Source organism: Kitasatospora sp. NPDC036934 (assembly GCF_055608425.1).
The window spans coordinates 120,665-138,146 of the sequence record NZ_JBVJQR010000007.1; the positions used below are offsets into that span (position 1 = coordinate 120,665).

At 74.7% G+C, this 17,482-nt stretch carries 12 protein-coding genes and 1 pseudogene; 5 read left to right on the top strand and 8 right to left on the bottom strand.

From position 1 onward, the window contains the following. Window positions 1–192: 192 nt before the first annotated feature. Together ACZ7BZ_RS12635 and ACZ7BZ_RS12640 are read left to right on the top strand one after the other, a co-directional pair. Window positions 193–1,521 (top strand): SWIM zinc finger family protein, encoded by a 1,329-nt coding sequence (locus ACZ7BZ_RS12635; RefSeq protein WP_470358355.1) that lies wholly within the window; start codon window positions 193–195, stop codon window positions 1,519–1,521. Further along, the gene (locus ACZ7BZ_RS12640) at window positions 1,518–3,152 is read left to right on the top strand and encodes a DUF5691 domain-containing protein (RefSeq protein ID WP_470358356.1); all 1,635 of its coding nucleotides are present in this window, start codon (window positions 1,518–1,520) and stop codon (window positions 3,150–3,152) included. Before ACZ7BZ_RS12635 ends, ACZ7BZ_RS12640 begins: the two co-directional genes overlap by 4 nt. 184 nt (window positions 3,153–3,336) lie before the next feature. On the opposite strand, the gene ACZ7BZ_RS12645 is transcribed toward ACZ7BZ_RS12640, so the two are convergent. Further along, entirely contained in the window at window positions 3,337–3,744 is a 408-nt protein-coding gene (locus ACZ7BZ_RS12645) for a cobalamin B12-binding domain-containing protein (protein WP_380462519.1), read from the bottom strand. A gap of 335 nt (window positions 3,745–4,079) precedes the next feature. Here ACZ7BZ_RS12645 and ACZ7BZ_RS12650 point away from each other — a divergent pair, with 335 nt between their 5' ends. Continuing rightward, entirely contained in the window at window positions 4,080–4,868 is a 789-nt protein-coding gene (locus tag ACZ7BZ_RS12650) for a M23 family metallopeptidase (protein ID WP_470358357.1), read from the top strand. Between the two features lie 85 nt (window positions 4,869–4,953). On the opposite strand, the gene pcrA is transcribed toward ACZ7BZ_RS12650, so the two are convergent. The 3 genes from pcrA to ACZ7BZ_RS12665 all read right to left on the bottom strand — a co-directional run bounded on the left by pcrA (window position 4,954) and on the right by ACZ7BZ_RS12665 (window position 9,769). Beyond that, entirely contained in the window at window positions 4,954–7,611 is a 2,658-nt protein-coding gene (pcrA, locus tag ACZ7BZ_RS12655; RefSeq protein ID WP_470358358.1) for a DNA helicase PcrA, read from the bottom strand. Window positions 7,612–7,725: 114 nt separating this feature from the next. After that, on the bottom strand, window positions 7,726–8,403 hold the full coding sequence (locus ACZ7BZ_RS12660) for a LuxR C-terminal-related transcriptional regulator (RefSeq protein WP_188306707.1): 678 nt from the start codon (window positions 8,401–8,403) through the stop codon (window positions 7,726–7,728). After that, window positions 8,396–9,769: an ATP-binding protein gene (locus tag ACZ7BZ_RS12665; protein WP_470358465.1), complete on the bottom strand. Its 1,374-nt coding sequence runs from the start codon at window positions 9,767–9,769 to the stop codon at window positions 8,396–8,398. The genes ACZ7BZ_RS12660 and ACZ7BZ_RS12665 overlap by 8 nt, the downstream gene beginning before the upstream one ends. Before the next feature lie 238 nt (window positions 9,770–10,007). Here ACZ7BZ_RS12665 and ACZ7BZ_RS12670 point away from each other — a divergent pair, with 238 nt between their 5' ends. Together ACZ7BZ_RS12670 and ACZ7BZ_RS12675 are read left to right on the top strand one after the other, a co-directional pair. Then, entirely contained in the window at window positions 10,008–11,423 is a 1,416-nt protein-coding gene (locus ACZ7BZ_RS12670) for a PspC domain-containing protein (RefSeq protein ID WP_470358359.1), read from the top strand. Beyond that, the gene (locus ACZ7BZ_RS12675) at window positions 11,420–11,641 is read left to right on the top strand and encodes a hypothetical protein (protein WP_465739296.1); all 222 of its coding nucleotides are present in this window, start codon (window positions 11,420–11,422) and stop codon (window positions 11,639–11,641) included. The genes ACZ7BZ_RS12670 and ACZ7BZ_RS12675 overlap by 4 nt, the downstream gene beginning before the upstream one ends. A gap of 11 nt (window positions 11,642–11,652) precedes the next feature. Here the strand turns inward: ACZ7BZ_RS12675 and ACZ7BZ_RS12680 are convergent, their stop codons facing one another. From ACZ7BZ_RS12680 to ACZ7BZ_RS12695, 4 genes and pseudogenes are all read right to left on the bottom strand, one after another. Further along, on the bottom strand, window positions 11,653–12,108 hold the full coding sequence (locus tag ACZ7BZ_RS12680; RefSeq protein WP_465740007.1) for a QcrA and Rieske domain-containing protein: 456 nt from the start codon (window positions 12,106–12,108) through the stop codon (window positions 11,653–11,655). Window positions 12,109–12,156: 48 nt separating this feature from the next. Further along, a pseudogene (locus ACZ7BZ_RS12685) lies at window positions 12,157–12,675 on the bottom strand (DoxX family membrane protein); the annotation flags it as partial. A gap of 172 nt (window positions 12,676–12,847) precedes the next feature. Next, window positions 12,848–14,443: a glutamine-hydrolyzing GMP synthase gene (guaA, locus tag ACZ7BZ_RS12690; RefSeq protein ID WP_380462211.1), complete on the bottom strand. Its 1,596-nt coding sequence runs from the start codon at window positions 14,441–14,443 to the stop codon at window positions 12,848–12,850. Between the two features lie 1,052 nt (window positions 14,444–15,495). Continuing rightward, on the bottom strand, window positions 15,496–17,289 hold the full coding sequence (locus tag ACZ7BZ_RS12695) for a hypothetical protein (RefSeq protein WP_470358360.1): 1,794 nt from the start codon (window positions 17,287–17,289) through the stop codon (window positions 15,496–15,498). Window positions 17,290–17,482 lie beyond the last annotated feature (193 nt).

Sequence of the window (17,482 nt, forward strand, 5' to 3'; positions counted from 1 at the left end):
GGCAGGGTGATCGGGGCCGCGTCCGGCCGGGTCGCCACGGGCTCGGCGAAGCTCGGCAGGACACGCTCCAGGGGAGCCAGGTCGGCGTCCCGGCCTGTGGGAACCACCTTGCAACGCGGCACTGACAGTCCGACGGGCGGCCGCGCGACGGGCAGTCAGCCACTGTCAGTGCCCCCGCCTACCGTCGGTCGCATGGAGGAACGCTGGAGCACCGAACACGTCCTGTCCCTGGCCCCTGACGGCGCGTCGCAGAAGGCCGCGGGCAAGCTGTCCTCGCCCGCACCCTGGTCCGGGACGGGCACCGACGGCGCCGCGCTCTGGGGCGAGTGCCGGGGCAGCGGCCGCACGCCCTACCGCACCGTGATCGAACTCGCCACGCCCGCCTACCAGTGCAGCTGCCCCAGCCGGAAGTTCCCGTGCAAGCACGCGCTCGGGCTCCTCCTGCTGTGGAGCGGCGCCCCCGAGGCCGTGCCGTCCGGCGAGCCCGCCGACTGGGCCGACGAGTGGCTCCGGGCCCGGCGGGAGCGCGCCGAGAAGCGCGCCGCCACCCCGGTCGACCCGGAGGCCGCCCGCCGCCGGGCCGAGAAGCGCGGGGCCCGGGTCGCGGCCGGCGCGGCCGAGCTGCGGCTGCGGCTGGCCGACCGGATCCGGCACGGCCTGGCCGACCAGTCCACGGCCGGCCCCTGGGAGGAGGTCGCGGCCCGGATGGTCGACGCCCAGGCCTCCGGGCTGGCCGCCCGGGTAAGGGAGTTGGACACCCTGCCGGAGGACCGGCTGCTGGCGGAGTACGCGATGCTGCACCTGCTCGCCACCGCCGCCACCCGGCTCGACGAGCTGCCGCCCGACCTGGCCGCCACCGTCCGCGCCCGGGTCGGCTACACCCTGGACGCCGCCGAGGTGCTCTCCGGGCCGACCGTCCGGGACCGCTGGCTGGTGCTCGGCAGCCGCACAGTGCCGATGGAGGGGGGCGCCGACGAACGGCTCACCACTCGCCGGGTCTGGCTGCGCGGAGCCAAGACCGGCCGCCACGCCCTGCTGCTGGCCTTCGGCCGCCCCGGCCAGGCCCCCGACCTCACCCTGCCCACCGGCCACCTGCTGGAGGCCGAACTCGGCTACCACCCCGGCGCCCGCCCGCTGCGCGCCGTGCTCGGCACCCGCTACGGCCCCCCCGAGGCCGGCCCGGCCGCCCCGCCCGCCGGGCTCACCGTGGCCGAGGCGGTCGCCGGGTACGGCACCGCGGTGGCCGACGACCCGTGGCTGGACAGCTGGCCGACCGTGCTCGCCGGGGTCGTCCCGGTCCGCACACCGGACGGCTGGCACCTGACGGACGGCCACCACACCGCCCCGGTCCGCCCCTCGGCCGTCCCGGAGGCGGCACTGTGGCGGCTGGCCGCGGTCTCCACCGGCCGCCCGCTGACGGTCTTCGGCGAGTACGGCCACCAGGGCTTCGCCCCGGTCACCGCCTGGACCGCCGAACACCGACCGGTCGGCCTCACTTCCGTTCAGGAGCACCGACGATGACGATCACCCAGGACCCGTGGGAGCCGCTACGGACCAGCGCCCTGCTCGGCACCGACCGGCGCCCGCTGCCCGCCACCGGGCTGCCGCTCGCCGACGCCGTGGACCCCTCCGACCCGGCCACCGCGCTGCTGGAGCTGGCCGCGCTGGCCACCGTCCGCCGCCGGGCCGGCGCCCTGCCCGTACCGGCCACCGAGCCGCCCGGGCCGCCCGCGCCCGAGGACCGGCGCCCGGAGCTGCCCGAGGCCGCCGCCCGCCGGCTGGCCGTCCTGCTGGCCGGGCGCTCCGGGGGCAGCGGCGGCGGCACCCTGGCCAACCTGGCCGAGCTGCTGCCGCAGTGGCTCGCCACCGCCCGGGCCAAGGGCCTGCGGCCGCCCGCCGCGCTGATACCCGGGCTGCTCGACGCAGCCCGCGCCCGCAGCGAACTGCGGCCCGACGCCGTCGCGTTGGCCGGTCCGCTGGGCCGCTGGCTGGCCGCGCAGAACCCCGACTGGCGGTTCGTACTGCGCACCGGCACGCCCGAGCCGGCCGCCCCGGCCGACGCCGCCGGCACGGCCGGCCAGGCCGACTCGCCCGACCACCGGCCGTGGCACGAGGGCCTGTTCGCCGAGCGGGTCACCCATCTCACCCTGCTGCGCCGCCGCGACCCGGCCGCCGGTCTGGAGCTGCTGCGCACCACCTGGCCGACCGAGCGCGCCGAGGACCGGCTGCTCTTCCTGGACGCCCTCCAGGACGGTCTCTCCCTCGCCGACGAACCCTTCCTGGAGGCCGCCCTCGGCGACCGCAGCAAGAACGTCCGCGCCACCGCCGCCGAACTGCTCTCCACCCTGCCCGGCTCGGCGCTCGCCCGGCGGATGGCCGAGCGGGCCCGGGCCGCCGTCCGGCTCGCCGGGAGCGGCACCCACCTGCTGGTCACCCCGCCCGCCGAGTGCGACGAACGGATGCAGCGGGACGGCATCGCCCCCAAGTCCCCCACCGGGCGCGGCGAACGGGCCTGGTGGTTCGGCGAGGTGGTGGCCGCCACGCCGCTGGCGGACTGGTCCGAGAGCACCGGACTGACGCCCGAGCAGCTGCTCGTACTGCGGGTCGGCGACAGCGTGGACGAGACCAGCAGCAGCTGGGCCGACGACCTGCGCGAGGGCTGGGCCCGCGCCGCCGTGCGCCAGCACGACGCCGACTGGGCCAGGGCGCTGCTCGGCCCGGCCCCCGTCCCGTCGACCCGGGGTGCCGGCCGGACCCGCGGCGCGCGGGTCACCGGTGCCCCGGCGAAGCTGCTGGCCGTCCTCCCGGCCGAGGAGCGGGCCGCCTGGACGGCCGCCTTCATCGAGGTGCACGGCCTGGGCGAGGCCTTCCAACTGCTCGGTGCCTGCGCCACCCCGTGGACGCCGCCGCTGTCCACCGCCGTGGTGGCGGCGCTGGCCCGGGCCGCCACCTCCGGCGCGTACCCGTGGAGCCACAGCGGGGTGCTGGGGATGACGGAACGCGCGCTCTCCCCCGGGACGGCCGCCGCGGTGGAGGAGCTGGCCGCCGAGGCCGCCCCCGACTCCGCCTGGTCGGAGACCTTCGCCCGGCTGGCCGGGACTCTGCGCTTCCGGGCCGCGATGCTGAACGAGCTGACGGCGCCGGCGAACTGAGCCCGCCGACGAGCCGACGGCACCCGGGGCCGGGAGCCAAGGGCCGGGAGCTGGGAGCCGGGAACGCCCGAGCGGGCCGGTCCATACGGTGGACCGGCCCGCTCGACGCCCGGCTCCAGCCCGAGAATCCAGGCGGAACCCGGCCCGAACCCAGGCGGAACCCGGCCCGGAGCCAGGCGGAACCTCAGCCGGCCGCCCGCAGGTTGGCCTCGACCCAGGCCACCACGTCCCGGGTCGGCGTGCCCGGGGTGAAGATGTCCGCGACGCCCATCGCCTTGAGCTCGACGATGTCCTCGGGCGGGATGATCCCGCCGCAGAAGACCTTGATGTCCGCCGCGTCGCGTTCCTTCAGCAGCTCCAGCACCCGCGCGCAGAGCGTCATGTGGGCGCCGGAGAGGATCGACAGCCCGATGCCGTCGGCGTCCTCCTGGATCGCGGTGTCGACCACCTGCTCGGGCGTCTGGTGCAGCCCGGTGTAGATGACCTCCATACCGGCGTCGCGCAGGGCGCGCGCGATGACCTTGGCGCCACGGTCGTGACCGTCGAGCCCCGGCTTGGCGACCACCACACGGATCGGCCCCGACACACTCATGACTGCCTCCTGGACCTCGTCGTCCATCATCCGACCGGACCTCGTGGGCCCACGGGTGCGGTTAACGGTCGATAACCAACCGACCTGAGGGGAGATTAGCGCCACCCGGCCCGGTTGGCCGAGCCGCCTCCCAAGAGGAGGGCAAAGTCACAGCTCCAGGCCTTGCTACCAGCGAGTACGCCCCTCGGCGGACCATCCGTGCCGACGCGGCGCAGACCCCCGTGCGACCCCTTGACAACCGGCGGTTTTTCCGGCGCACGGAGCGTAGGGCTACAGTCACGGCTGTTCACCTCGCCCGATGACGTGCCCGAGGCCCACCGAGGAGGCAGCCCCCGATGGCTCCCGAAGCAGCCGCCCGCCCGACCCGTGCGGAGCTGCGCCTCGCCGCCCGCGAGCAGTCCCGCGCCCAGCGCCGCGGCGCCGCCAGGGCGGCCACCCGGGCCGCACTGTTCCGGGTCGCGCTCCCGTCGGTGGCCGCGCTCGGAGTCGCCGGGGCGGCGGGCGCCGTGGTGGTCCAGGAGCAGGCCGACCAGACGGCGCCGCAGGCCTCGGCGGCCGGCACCCCCGACCGGACGGCCGCGGAGCAGGCGGCCCGGCAGGCGGTCGCGAACACCGACCAGGCCCAGGCCTCGCGCGGCGACGCCCGGCAGCCGCTGACCGCCGCCCAGCCCGGCGACGGCCAGCCGACCGCCACCCCGACCGCCACCCCGACGCCCGAACCGGCCAAGCCCAAGGTGGTCATGCCGGTGGCCCAGCACGGCCTCGGCGAACTGTTCGGCGCGGCCGGCACCCACTGGGCCAGGCGCCACACCGGCATCGACTTCCCGGTGGACGGCGGTTCCGAGGTGTACGCCGTCACCGACGGGACGCTCCGGACGCAGTGGAACCCGTTCTACGGCTACATGTCGATACTGAAGATGCCGGACGGCACCGAGGCCTGGTACTGCCACCTGCGGGCGTACAAGGTCCGCAAGGGGCCGGTGAAGCAGGGCGACGTGATCGCCTTCGTCGGCAGCAGCGGCAACAGCACCGGACCGCACCTGCACTTCGAGATCAGGCCCCAGGGCAGCGGTCCGGTCGACCCCCTGCCCTGGTTCCTCTCGAACGGGCTGGACCCGCGCTGAGACCCGTCCGGCGAGATCCGCCGGGCAGGCCCTCCGGTCCGTCACCGAACTCCCGCCTGCGCGGCGGGAGTTCGGTGACGGACGGCTACAGCTTCTCGACCGGCGCGTAGCGCAGCACCAGCCGCTTGCGGCCGGTGGAGCCGAAGTCCACCTCGGCCTGGGCGTTGTCGCCGACGCCCGTCACGCCGACCACCGTGCCCAGTCCGAAGGTGTCGTGGGTGACCCGGTCGCCGACGGCCAGCGAGACGACCTCGCGCTCCACGACCTTGCCGCCGCGCCGCACCGTCTGCCCCCAGCCGGCCTTCGGCGAGGCCGACCCGGACGAGGAGGAGCGGGAACTCCCGCCCGCGGAAGAGGACTTGCCCCAGGACGAACCCGACGAGCCCGGCGAGCCCGAGGAGAAGCCGCGCTGGACCGGCGCCTGGGCCGCCCCCTTCCGCTTCCACTCGACCAGCGTCTCCGGGATCTCCTCCAGGAACCGCGAGGCCGGGTTGTAGGCCGGCTGCCCCCAGGCGCTGCGCAGCACCGAGCGGGTCAGGTAGAGCCGCTCGCGGGCCCGGGTGAGGCCCACGTACGCGAGCCGGCGCTCCTCCTCCAGTTCCTTGACCTGGTTGAGCGCCCGCATGTGCGGGAAGATCCCGTCCTCCATGCCGGTCAGGAAGACCACCGGGAACTCCAGGCCCTTGGCGGTGTGCAGGGTCATCATCGTGATGACGCCCTGCCCGTCCTCGTCCTCGTCCTCGTCCGGGAGCTGGTCGGAGTCGGCGACCAGCGCGACCCGCTCCAGGAAGTCGGCCAGCGAGCCGACCGGCGGCGCGCCGTCCTCCCCGGCGTCCGGCCGCTCGCCCGGGTCCTGCTCGTACTCCAGCGCCACCGACGCGAGTTCCTGCAGGTTCTCCACCCGGGTCTCGTCCTGCGGGTCGGTGGAGGCCTGGAGTTCGGCCAGGTAGCCGGTCTCCTCCAGGACGGCCTCCAGCACTGCGGCCGGGCCCGCGCCCGACTCGACGACCTGGCGCAGCCCGGCCATCAGGGTGTTGAACTTCTTGACCGCGTTGGCCGAGCGCGCGGCCATCCCGTACGCCTCGTCGACCCGGACGAGTGCCTGGGCGAAGGAGATCCGCTCCCGCGCGGACAGCGCGTCGATCATCGCCTCGGCCCGCTCGCCGATGCCGCGCTTGGGCACGTTGAGGATCCGGCGCAGCGGCACGGTGTCCTCGGGGTTGGAGAGCACCCGCAGGTACGCCAGGACGTCCCGGACCTCCTTGCGCTCGTAGAAGCGCACCCCACCGACCACCTTGTACGGCAGGCCGACCCGGATGAACACCTCCTCGAACACCCGGGACTGGGCGTTGGTGCGGTAGAAGATCGCGACGTCGCCGGGCTTGGCCTCGCCCTTGTCGGTGAGCCGGTCGATCTCGTCGGCGATGAACTGGGCCTCGCCGTGCTCGTCGTCCGCGACGTAGCCGACCACTTTCTCGCCGTGGTCTCCGGCCGTCCAGAGCTTCTTCTCGCGCCGGTTGGCGTTGCGCTCGATGACGGCGTTGGCGGCGCTCAGGATCGTCTGGGTGGAGCGGTAGTTCTGCTCCAGCAGGATCGTGGTGGCGTTCGGGTAGTCCTCCTCGAACTGGAGGATGTTGCGGATGGTCGCGCCGCGGAAGGCGTAGATCGACTGGTCCGCGTCACCGACCACGCACAGCTCGGCCGGCGGCAGCTCGGCCAGCCGCCCGGCCGCCGGGTTCACCAACTCGCCGTCCACGGTGCGCTTGGGGGCGTCCGCCACCGAGCCGCCGGTCAGCTCGCGGACCAGGGTGTACTGGGCGTGGTTGGTGTCCTGGTACTCGTCGACCAGGATGTGCCGGAACCGGCGGCGGTAGTGCTCGGCGACGTCCGGGAAGGCCTGCAGCAGGTTCACCGTCGTCATGATGATGTCGTCGAAGTCGAGCGCGTTGGCCTCGCGCAGCCGCCGCTGGTAGAGCGCGTACGCCTCGGCGAGCTTCTTCTCCATCGGGTTGGCGGCCTGGTCGGCGAAGGTCTCCTCGTCGATCAGCTCGTTCTTCAGGTTGCTGACCTTCGCCGTGAAGGACTTCGGCGGGAACTGCTTCGGGTCCAGGTCGAGGTCGCGGCAGACCAGCGACATCAGCCGCTGGGAGTCGGCCGAGTCGTAGATCGAGAAGCTGGAGGTGAAGCCCAGCTGCTTGGACTCGCGGCGCAGGATCCGCACGCAGGCGCTGTGGAAGGTGGACACCCACATGGCCCGGGCGCGCGGGCCGACCAGCGCCTCGACGCGCTCGCGCATCTCGCCGGCCGCCTTGTTGGTGAAGGTGATCGCCAGGATCTCGCCGGGCTGCACCCCGCGGGCGCCCAGCAGGTGGGCGATCCGGTGGGTCAGCACCCGGGTCTTGCCGGAGCCCGCACCGGCCACGATCAGCAGCGGCGAGCCGGCGTGCAGCACCGCCTCGCGCTGCGGGTCGTTCATCCCCTCCAGCAGCTGCGCCGGGTCCACCACCGTCCGGGCGGCGCCGTTGCGGTACCAGGCGTCCCGCTCGGCCTCGGCGGCGTGGTCGGTGTGGAACAGTCCGTCCGGGATCGCCTCCTCGTACGCGTCGTACGGGGTTTCGTCCTCGTACGGCGGGGGCTCCTCGTCGATCGCGTCGGCGGGCGCGGCGGGCGCGGCGGGCTGCTTCGACCCGGCGGCGGGTGCCTCGAAACCGGGGAGCGGGAGGTCGTCAAAGAGGCTACTCATGGCACTCCGAGTCTATGGCCACCCACCGACAAGCCCGCCCGGCCCGGGAAACCCGGGGCCGGACGGGCTCGGACCCGACTTCCGCAGCTCAGACCAGCGGCTCAGACCAGCGGCTCAGACCAGGCGACGGGCGGTGGCCCAGCGGGTGAGCTCGTGCCGGTTGCTGAGCTGGAGCTTGCGCAGGACGGCGGAGACGTGGCTCTCCACGGTCTTCACCGAGATGAAGAGCTGCTTGGCGATCTCCTTGTACGCGTAGCCGCGGGCGATCAGCCGCAACACCTCGCGCTCGCGCTGGGTGAGGCGGTCCAGGTCCTCGTCCACCGGCGGGGTGTCGGTGGCGGCGAAGGCGTCCAGCACGAAGCCGGCCAGCCGGGGCGAGAAGACCGCGTCGCCGTCGGCGATCCGGAAGATCGCGTCGACCAGGTCGGTCCCGGTGATGGTCTTGGTGACGTAGCCGCGCGCGCCGCCGCGGATCACGCCGATGACGTCCTCGGCGGCGTCCGAGACGGACAGCGCCAGGAACTTCACCCCTCCCTGCTCGCCCATCACGCCGACCGAGCGGCGCAGCACCTCGACGCCGCCGCCGCCGGGCAGGTGGACGTCGAGCAGCACCACGTCGGGCCGGGTCTCGGCGACCACGCGGACCGCCGAGTCCACGTCGTCGGCCTCCCCCACCACGTCGATGCCGGTCACGTCGGTACGGCCGATCTCGGCCCGGACCCCGGTGCGGAACATCCGGTGGTCGTCCACCAGGACGACCCTGGCCGTGCGCTCCGGCGCTGCCTCAGTCATTCGTTCTCTCCATCTCCAGCTCGACCTCGGTACCGCCGCCCGCCGCCGGCCGCACCCGAGCGGTGCCGCCGTTGCGCTTCATCCGGCCGATGATCGACTCCCGTACGCCCATCCGGTCCTCGGGCACCGTGTCGGGGTCGAAGCCGGGTCCGTGGTCGCGGACGAACACCGACACCGTCCTCCCCTCCACCTCGGCGTAGACCTGGACCGGTCCCCCGCCACCGTACTTGGCCGCGTTGACGGTCGCCTCCCTCGCGGCCTGCATCTGTGCCGCGATCCGGTCGTCCATCGGGCAGTCGCCGACGATCACCAGCTCGACCGGGACGCCGTGCCGGTCCTCGACCTCGGCGACGGCGGCGCGCAGGGTCTCCGCCATGGTGTCCGGCGCGGCCTCGGCGGCGGCCTCCGGGCGGTACAGCCACAACCGCAGCTCGCGCTCCTGGGAACGGGCCAGCCGCAGCACCTCCTTGGGGTCCTCGGCCCGGCGCTGGATCAGGGTGAGGGTGTGCAGCACCGAGTCGTGGATGTGCGCGGCGATCTCGGCCCGCTCCTGGGCGCGGATGCGGGCGGTGCGCTCGGCGCCGAGGTCCTGCCACAGCCGCAGGCCGTACGGGCCGAGCAGCACCAGCACCCCGGCGAGCACCGCGAGCGAGGCCTCGATGACCGAGCCGAGGGTGGAGCCGCTGCCCTGCATGGCGAGCAGCGCGATGGTGCCGGCCACCGCGAGCAGCACGCCGGCGCCGACCCGGGTGTAGGCGCTGCGCCGCTTCTCGCCCTCCTCGATGCCGAACCAGCGCTGCCAGCGCGAGTCGTCGGCCTGCCGCCAGACCAGCGCGACACCGACGCCGATCGCCAGCAGCGGCCAGGTGTACGGCTTCGCGGTCTGCCAGCCGAGCACGTTCAGCAGGGCGATCAGGCCGATCACGACCATCACCAGGGCGGCGAGCTGGCCGATGCCGCCCTGCCCGCCCTTGCCGGCGGGTCGGACGTCTGCCTCGGCCCCGCCCTCGGCGGCGGCGGTCACCGCGACCGGCTCGCCCTGGAGCGCGTGCTGGAGCAGTTCGCGCAGCCGCCCGATCCAGCCGCCCCCGCCCGACTTGGTCAGCGGGGTGCCCGGCCGCAGCCAGGGCGAGGTCGGGACGTAGACGCCGTTGACGTTCACCCAGTGGGTGGCGGAGCGCTGCGAGGGCTCGCCGATGCCGATCGGCACCACGAACCAGAAGGCCGCGTACAGCAGCGCGCCGATCCCCTGCGCGAAGAACAGGAGCACGAAGGCCAGCCGGACCCAGCGGACCGGCAGCCCGAGGTGCACCGCCAGGCCGTGCGCGACGCCGCCGAGCATCCGGCCCTGCGGGCTGCGGTACAGCCGCCGGTAGGGCGGCCGCCCGCCGTCGGGCGCGGTCGGGTCGGCGCCGGCCGACGCCGCGGCGTCGGGGGCGAGAGGACGGGGATCGGTACCGGGTGCTGCCACGCCACCGATGGTTCCACGCGGGCGCCTTCCGGCGCATCAGGGTGTGGCCCCCACCCTTATCAGGGACAAGTCAGGGTCCGGGCAGGGCCTTACCCGGTTGGGCCGGCCCGCCCCCTGCCGGAGGATGGTGCCCATGACCGAGGACCACCGCATCCAGGAGGCCGGGCCCACCGCCCCGCCGGAACCGGAACGCCCCCCGCTGACCAGGGCCGAGCACCACCGCGTGGTGGCCGGCGTCTGCGGTGGCCTCGGGCGGCATCTGGACATCGACCCGGTGGTCTTCCGGGTGGTCACCGTGGTGCTCTGCCTCTCCGGCGGCCTGGGCCTCTTCCTGTACGGCCTGGCCTGGCTGATCGTCCCGACCGAGGCCGGCGCCGACGGCCGCCGCGGCGGGCGCACCGAGCTCCAGCGGGTGCTCACCGGCCGGGTCGACGGCCAGTCGATCGGCGCGGTGCTGCTGACCGTGATCGGCACCGGGGTGTTCTTCTCCTCGATGGGCGACGGCGACCAGCTGTTCCCGCTGCTGCTGCTCGGCGGCCTGGTCTTCCTCGCGGTGCGCTACGACCCGGAGCGCCGCCACGGTGGCCGCCGCCGGGGTCGCGAGCGCCGGCGCGGCGGCCCGTACGACCGTCACTTCCCCGAGGCCGAGGGCCCCGGCTGGGCGCAGGACGAGGCTGCCAAGGCCCGGCACGCCGCCGGCCAGGCCGCCGGAACCGTCCCCGCCGACTCCCCCGTCCCCGGCCCGAGCGGCTACCTCTGGGACCCCCGCCACCCCGAGCGCAACCCGTACGGCGCCGGCGACAGCGGCCCGGGCACCAAGGTGCCGCCGCCCGGCGGCCCGGCGCCGGCCTGGTGGCAGCGCACCGACCTGCCGGTGGGCGACCCGCTGCGCAAGGAGCGCCCGGAGCGCTACCGCGAGCCGGCCGCCGTACGGCACCCCCGGGAGCGCTCCCCGCTCGGCTTCTTCGGCTTCCTGCTGGCGGTCGGCGCGGCCACCGCGGTCTGGTCCGCCTCGGCGGGCCACACCGACGTCACCAAGCTGAGCACCGTGGTGCTGGCCACCGGACTGCTGATGATCGGCCTGACCCTGCTGCTGGCCGCGAAGTTCGGCAAGGCCCGCAAGCTCGCGGTGCTGGGCCTGCTGACCACCCTGGCGCTGGCCTTCGCCGGCCACTCGCCGCACACCGTGCAGGACGCCATCGGCGACCGCTCCTGGACGGTCACCGCGGCCGCCGAACTGAAGGACCGTTACAACCTGGGCGCCGGCAACGTCCGGCTGGACCTCTCCCACCTCGACCCGGCCGGGGACACCCTCGCCACCAAGGTCGACCTCGGCGCCGGCGAGCTGGTCGTCACCGTGCCGGCGGACGTCTCGGTGGACGTCGTGGCCCGGGTCGGCCTGGGCAACGTCACCGTGCCGGGCGACCACAACGACGGCACCGGCCGGCACGTCTACCAGCTCGGCCCGGTGGGCGGTCAGCCGTCCAAGGGCACCCTCGATCTCCAACTCGGCATCGGCATCGGCGACATCAAGGTGGTCCAGCAGTGAGGAAGCACCGGCTCGACCTGTTCTCGCTGATCGCGGGCAGCCTGTTCACCGTGATCGCCGTCAGCTACCTGGTGGCGGCGCTCAACGACGAGACGGTGAACGGCCGGATCGTCGTCCCGGTCACCTTCATCGTGCTGGGCGTCGGCGGCCTGGCCGGCGCGGTCGCCGCGGTGGCCCGGCGCAACCGGCCGGAGCGGCCGGGCCGGACCGAGGAGTAGCGCCCGTACGGTCAGCTCTGCTGCGGGCCCAGGGTCAGCTTGTCGCCGTCCTTGCTGACTCCGTACCGGGGCAGCGGCTTGACCGCCGGCCCGTTGACCACCGCGCCGGTCGCGGCGTCGAACCGGGAGCCGTGGCAGGGGCAGTACAGCTGGCCGTTCTTCGGGGCGTCCACCGCGCAGCCGGAGTGGGTGCACACCGCGGAGAAGGCGCAGTACTGGCCGGACTTGGGCTGCACGATGTAGACGGCGTCCCCGGTGGCCGGGTCCTTGACCTGGGCCGAGCCGCCGACCGGCACGCTCGCCGCGGCGACGGTGGGGGCGGGCGCGGCGGCCGGTGCGGCGGTGCCGGGCGCCGGGGCCGCGGACTGCTTGGCGGCGGCCGACCGGCCCCGGCCGAAGGTGCGGGTGAGCGAGCCGGTCAGCAGTCCGGCGCCGCCGATGGCGACCGCCGCGATCCCGCCGTCCATCAGCGCCCGGCGCCTGACGTGCTCCTCGGTCAGCCCCCGTTCACGGTCCCGCCCGGCCCGGCGGGCCAGGTAGCCGTCCACCGACAGGTACGGCGTGCCGGCCAGCAGCAGCGGGGTCCAGGCCATCAGGTAGCCGAGGTCGTTGCCGAGGTAGTACGGCGAGACGTTCCAGCTGACGGTCAGCCACAGGCTCAGGTTGATCAGCGCGCCACCGAGGGCCGCGACCCGGCCCCAGAGGCCGAGCAGGGTGCCCAGGCCGACGGCCAGCTCGCCGAAGGCGACGGCCAGCGCGAACAGGGTGGGCATGTCCAGGGCGGGGCCGAGCAGGAAGGCGATCGGGCTGCCGCCGGCCTTGGCGGCCTGGGTCTGCGAGACGAAGGAGGCCGGGTCACCCGCGCCGGCCAGGAAGTGCGCGTCGGAGAGCTTGTCCAGGGCGGCGTAGACGAAGGTGACGCCGAGGAACAGCCGCAGCGGCAGCAGCGCGTACCCGGACGCCGAGGCCCGCCGCTGCGCCGCCCGGTCGGACGCTCCTCCGTCGACCGCCTCGGAGTTGCTGACCTCCGGCATCCGTCTCACCTTCCCTCTCGGCCTGCCACTTCCTGACAGGTCCGGTCCGCATTCTGCCTGCTCCTGCACGCTTTCGGTGGGACGTGTCGGGGCCGGGGCCGCGAACGGCCGCGCCGTCGTTCCCTCCAGTACGGGAACGACGGCGCGACTGTTCAGGCTTCGCGGGGAGTGCTCACTCCCACTCGATGGTGCCCGGCGGCTTGCTGGTGACGTCGACGACGACGCGGTTGACGTCGCGGACCTCGTTGGTGATCCGGGTGGAGATCTTCGCCAGCACGTCGTACGGCAGGCGGGACCAGTCGGCGGTCATGGCGTCCTCGGACGAGACCGGGCGCAGCACGATCGGGTGACCGTAGGTGCGGCCGTCGCCCTGCACGCCCACGCTGCGCACATCGGCGAGCAGCACGACCGGGCACTGCCAGATCTCGCGGTCCAGACCGGCCGCGGTGAGCTCCTCGCGGGCGATCGCGTCGGCGTCGCGGAGCAGGTCCAGGCGCTCCTCGGTGACCTCGCCGACGATCCGGATGCCCAGGCCGGGGCCCGGGAACGGCTGGCGCTGGACGATCTCCTCCGGCAGGCCCAGCTCCTGGCCGACCATCCGGACCTCGTCCTTGAACAGCTTGCGCAGCGGCTCGACCAGCTGGAACTGCAGGTCCTCGGGCAGGCCGCCGACGTTGTGGTGGGACTTGATGTTGGCGGTGCCGGTGCCGCCGCCGGACTCCACCACGTCCGGGTACAGGGTGCCCTGGACCAGGAAGTCGACCGACTCGCCGTGGGCGCCGGCCTCGGCGACGATCTCGGCCTGGGCCTGCTCGAAGACCCGGATGAACTCGCGGCCGATGATCTTGCGCTTCTCCTCGGGGTCGGTGACCCCCTTCAGCGCGTTCAGGAAGCGCTCGGAGGCGTCGACGACCTTCAGCTGGACGCCGGTGGCGGCCACGAAGTCCTTCTCGACCTGCTCGGTCTCGCCCTTGCGCATCAGACCGTGGTCGACGTAGACGCAGGTCAGCCGGTCACCGATGGCCTTGTTGACCAGGGCCGCGGCGACCGCGGAGTCCACGCCGCCGGACAGGCCGCAGATCGCGCGCTTGTCGCCGACCTGCTCGCGGATCAGGGCGATCTGCTCCTCGACCACGCTGCCGGTGGTCCAGGTCGGGGCGATGCCGGCGCCGCGGTAGAGGAAGTGCTCCAGGATCTGCTGGCCGTGGTCGGAGTGCAGCACCTCGGGGTGGTACTGGACGCCGTACAGCCGGGCCTCGTCGTTCTCGAAGGCCGCGACCGGGACCAGCTCGGTGGAGGCGGTGACGGTGAAGCCCTCCGGAGCGGCGGAACAGGCGTCGCCGTGCGACATCCACACCGAGTGCTGCGCCGGGACGCCCTCGAACAGGGTGGAGCCGGTGCGGGACACGGTCAGCGGGGTGCGGCCGTACTCGCGGGCGCCGTTGTTGTCGACGGTGCCGCCCAGCGTCTTGGCCATCAGCTGGAAGCCGTAGCACATGCCGAAGACCGGGACACCGGCCTCGAAGATCGCGCGGTCGAGCTGGGGCGCGCCCTCTTCGTAGACCGACGACGGACCGCCGGAGAGGATGATCGCCTTGGGGTTCTTGGCGAGCATCTCGGCGACCGGCATGCTGCTCGGCACGATCTCGCTGTAGACCCGCGCCTCACGCACCCGACGGGCGATGAGCTGGGCGTACTGGGCGCCGAAGTCGACCACCAGGACGGTGTCGTTGTCCGGCGCGGACTGGACGGGAATTGCAGAGGACACAGACGGCCTTCCGGCAGCGGTATCGAGGTGCCACGCGCAGCCGCGTCCCGGCGGGGGCTGCGACGGCGGCGACGGGTGTGGGGTGTCTGGACACCGATTCTACCGGGCTGTCCGGTTTCACTCGTCTGCACGTCCAAAGGACCGTGACCGGTCGGGGCCGCGGTTCGTTGCTTCTGACGACCGGACGGCCGCGCCGCGTCCGCCAGACGCGCCGCCGCCGCCCCCGACCGGGGGCACTGCCGTACGGACTGCAGGACCACGCGTGGAGCTTCACCCCAGTCCACCGGCGCATGTGGCGCCGCCGCCCCGGCCCGCCGGGAGCGCGGCGCCGTGGGACCGTGCGCGGGTGCCGCGGCCGGCCAGCAGGGGACAGCGACCCCGGCCGCGACTGGGCCGAGAGGTGGGACGGCCGGCTCCCCGGGGACGCCCGGGGAGCCGGCCGTCGCACCGCGCTTCGACCCACCTTCCGACCCGTCCCTTCGACCGCGCCTTCGACCGCCCCTTCGATCCGGGGCACGCCCCGGGCGCACTTCTCCGCACCGTCCCGCGCCGCTACGCGCGTCCCCGTGCGCCGCAACCCGCCAGACCACTACGCACCGTGATCATTCGACGCAACACCGTCCGCAAATGAGCTGTGCCGAACGTGCCGAACCGGTTGCAGAGAAACCCCTCCGTCCACCACGATGCTCGGTGTGAACGGTTCCCCCGGCGGCCGGCAGGCGCGTCGCGGGGTCCTGGATGGATGTCTCCGCAGTCGTCGTACCGAAAGTCGACAGCGATTTCACTTCACGCTCCGTGAGCAGGGGCCCGGCGCAGACCTGCCCGCCGACCCGCCGCCGCACGGAAGCGCGCCCCGCTCCACCGGCCACCCACGCCGGCGCCGAAGGGGCACGATTCGAGCCAACCGACACGACGGCGCTCCTCCCCCGGCGCCGTCACCTCCAGCACCCGGCGCAGCCCTGACGCCGAGTGCTGTGCGGCAAAGGGCCCCGTTCCCCCGCGGGGCCCTTTGCCCTTCCCGTCCGGTTCCGAAGGGCGCGGGCCCGGAGGCCCTACGGGTGGTCGCGCCAGACGGTCGGGTCGACCGGCTCCTCCGGCCGCCCCGCCGGGTCCGCGGGCAGCGGCGTCCCAGCGGCCCGGGTCGGCGGCGCCTCGTGTGAACCGAGCACCTCGCTCACCCCGGCCACCGGCGCCGCGTCGGCCACCGGCGGCGCCGCCGGGTACGGCGCCCCGGGCGGCGGGGTCTGCGCGGGCACCCCGGGCGGCCCGGCGTCCTGCGGCGGCACCCCGTACCCCGGCGTCCCGTACCCCGCAGCCCCGTAGCCCGGCGTCCCGTAGCCCGGCACGCCCTGCCCGGGGACGCCCTGCCCGGGCAGGCCCGGCACCCCGTACCCCGGAGCCGGCGGGTACGGCACCGTCGCGCCCCGGCCGCCGAGCGCCGCCAGCATCGCGGGCACCAGCAGCGCCCCGACCGCCGCCCAGACAACCGCGGCCACCAGCACGCTGAGGAACACCAGGCCCGCCGAGGTGTCCTGGGTGGTGACCGTCCGGTTCGAGCCGCCCCAGCTGCCGGAGTCCGGCGCCAGGAAGGACATCGCGGAGCTGCTCAGTCCGCCGGACGCCGCCGTCAGCCCGGTCAGCAGCGCGGCGTACACCACCGCCAGCCGGAGCCGGTCGGGCCCGTCCAGCCGCCGCCGGTAGGCGGTCCAGCCGAGCAGGCCCGCCGCGGCGATCGCCAGCAGGCCGGCCCAGCGCCAGTCGGCGGTCTGGTCGTGCAGGTCGAAGAAGGAGAACTCGCTCCGGTCACCGCGGTTCGGGCTCCAACCGGGAACGTCCCCGCCCAGGTCGCGGCCCGCCCGGAAGGTCGCGCCCGAGCCCACGCCCAGCAGCACCAGTCCCAGGTTGGGCAGGAAGGCCAGCGAGAGCGCCGTCTGCCAGCCCTGGTCGCTCTCGGCCGCGACCAGCACGAAGGCCGTCACCGAGGCCAGGCCCACGGTCAGCGCCAGCGCCTGGCCTGCGGTCAGCGCCGCCACCGCCCAGCCGCGGACCGAGCGGCTGCGCCAGGCGGCCCAGCGCAGCGCGTCGGTGCCGTGGACGGCGAACGCCAGCAGCCCGCCGAGCAGGACGGTCCAGCCGACCGCCCACAGCCAGCCGGAGTCCGTGCTGAAGGTCGGCTTCCCGAGGCTCAGGCCGGAGCCGTAGTAGTCGGACTCGCCGTCGGAGCCCTGCGGGTTCCAGCTGGTGCCGGCGACCAGCCCGAGCACCACGGTGACCAGGCCGAGCACCACCGCCGTGCGCAGCGCCTCGCCGGCCGCCTGGGCCCGGGTCAGCTGGGATCCGTCGGCCCTGCGCCGGCGCAGCCCGGCCCGCAGGCCGAGCCAGAGCGCGACGCCCCAAAGGACGGTGACCGTCATCGGCACCAGCCAGAAGGTGACGTCCACGCCCTCCGAGCGGCTCCTGCTGATCGGGCTCTGGTAGCCGAGCCGGAACGGCGCGCCGAGCGCGTTCAGCGCCATCGCCAGGGTGGAGAGGAAGCGGTCGCCGAAGTCGGGCGTGGGGAAGGCCCGGTCGTAGGTGTAGTCGCTGGGGATCGCCGCGAACAGCGCCGCCAGCAGCAGCACCGCGGTCGGGGCGAGGGCCGCCCGCAGCGCGGGGCGCCAGTCGGGGCCGGCCAGCAGCCGCCGGGCGGCCGAGGACGGCTGGTACGGCCGGCCGGCGCCCCAACTGCCCACCGCGGGCGGACCGCCGACCGGCGGGTACCCGGGCGGCGGGTAGCCGACGCCGGGCGGCGGCGGGTAGGGCCCGGTCGGCGGGACGGGCGGCGGCGGGTGGTACCCGGGCGGCACGGGCGCGGCGGGCGGCGCGACGGCCGGGGGCGGGGGCGGGGGCGGGGGCGGCGGGGGTGTCGGCGGCCGTCCGCACGAGCCGCAGACGGACGCCCCCTCCACCGAAGTCGCCCCGCACGATGCGCAGTTGGCCATGAAACGCATTCCCCCCGCTCGACGAGTGCCTGGTCCCCCAGGGAGCCCGTTTATCCCA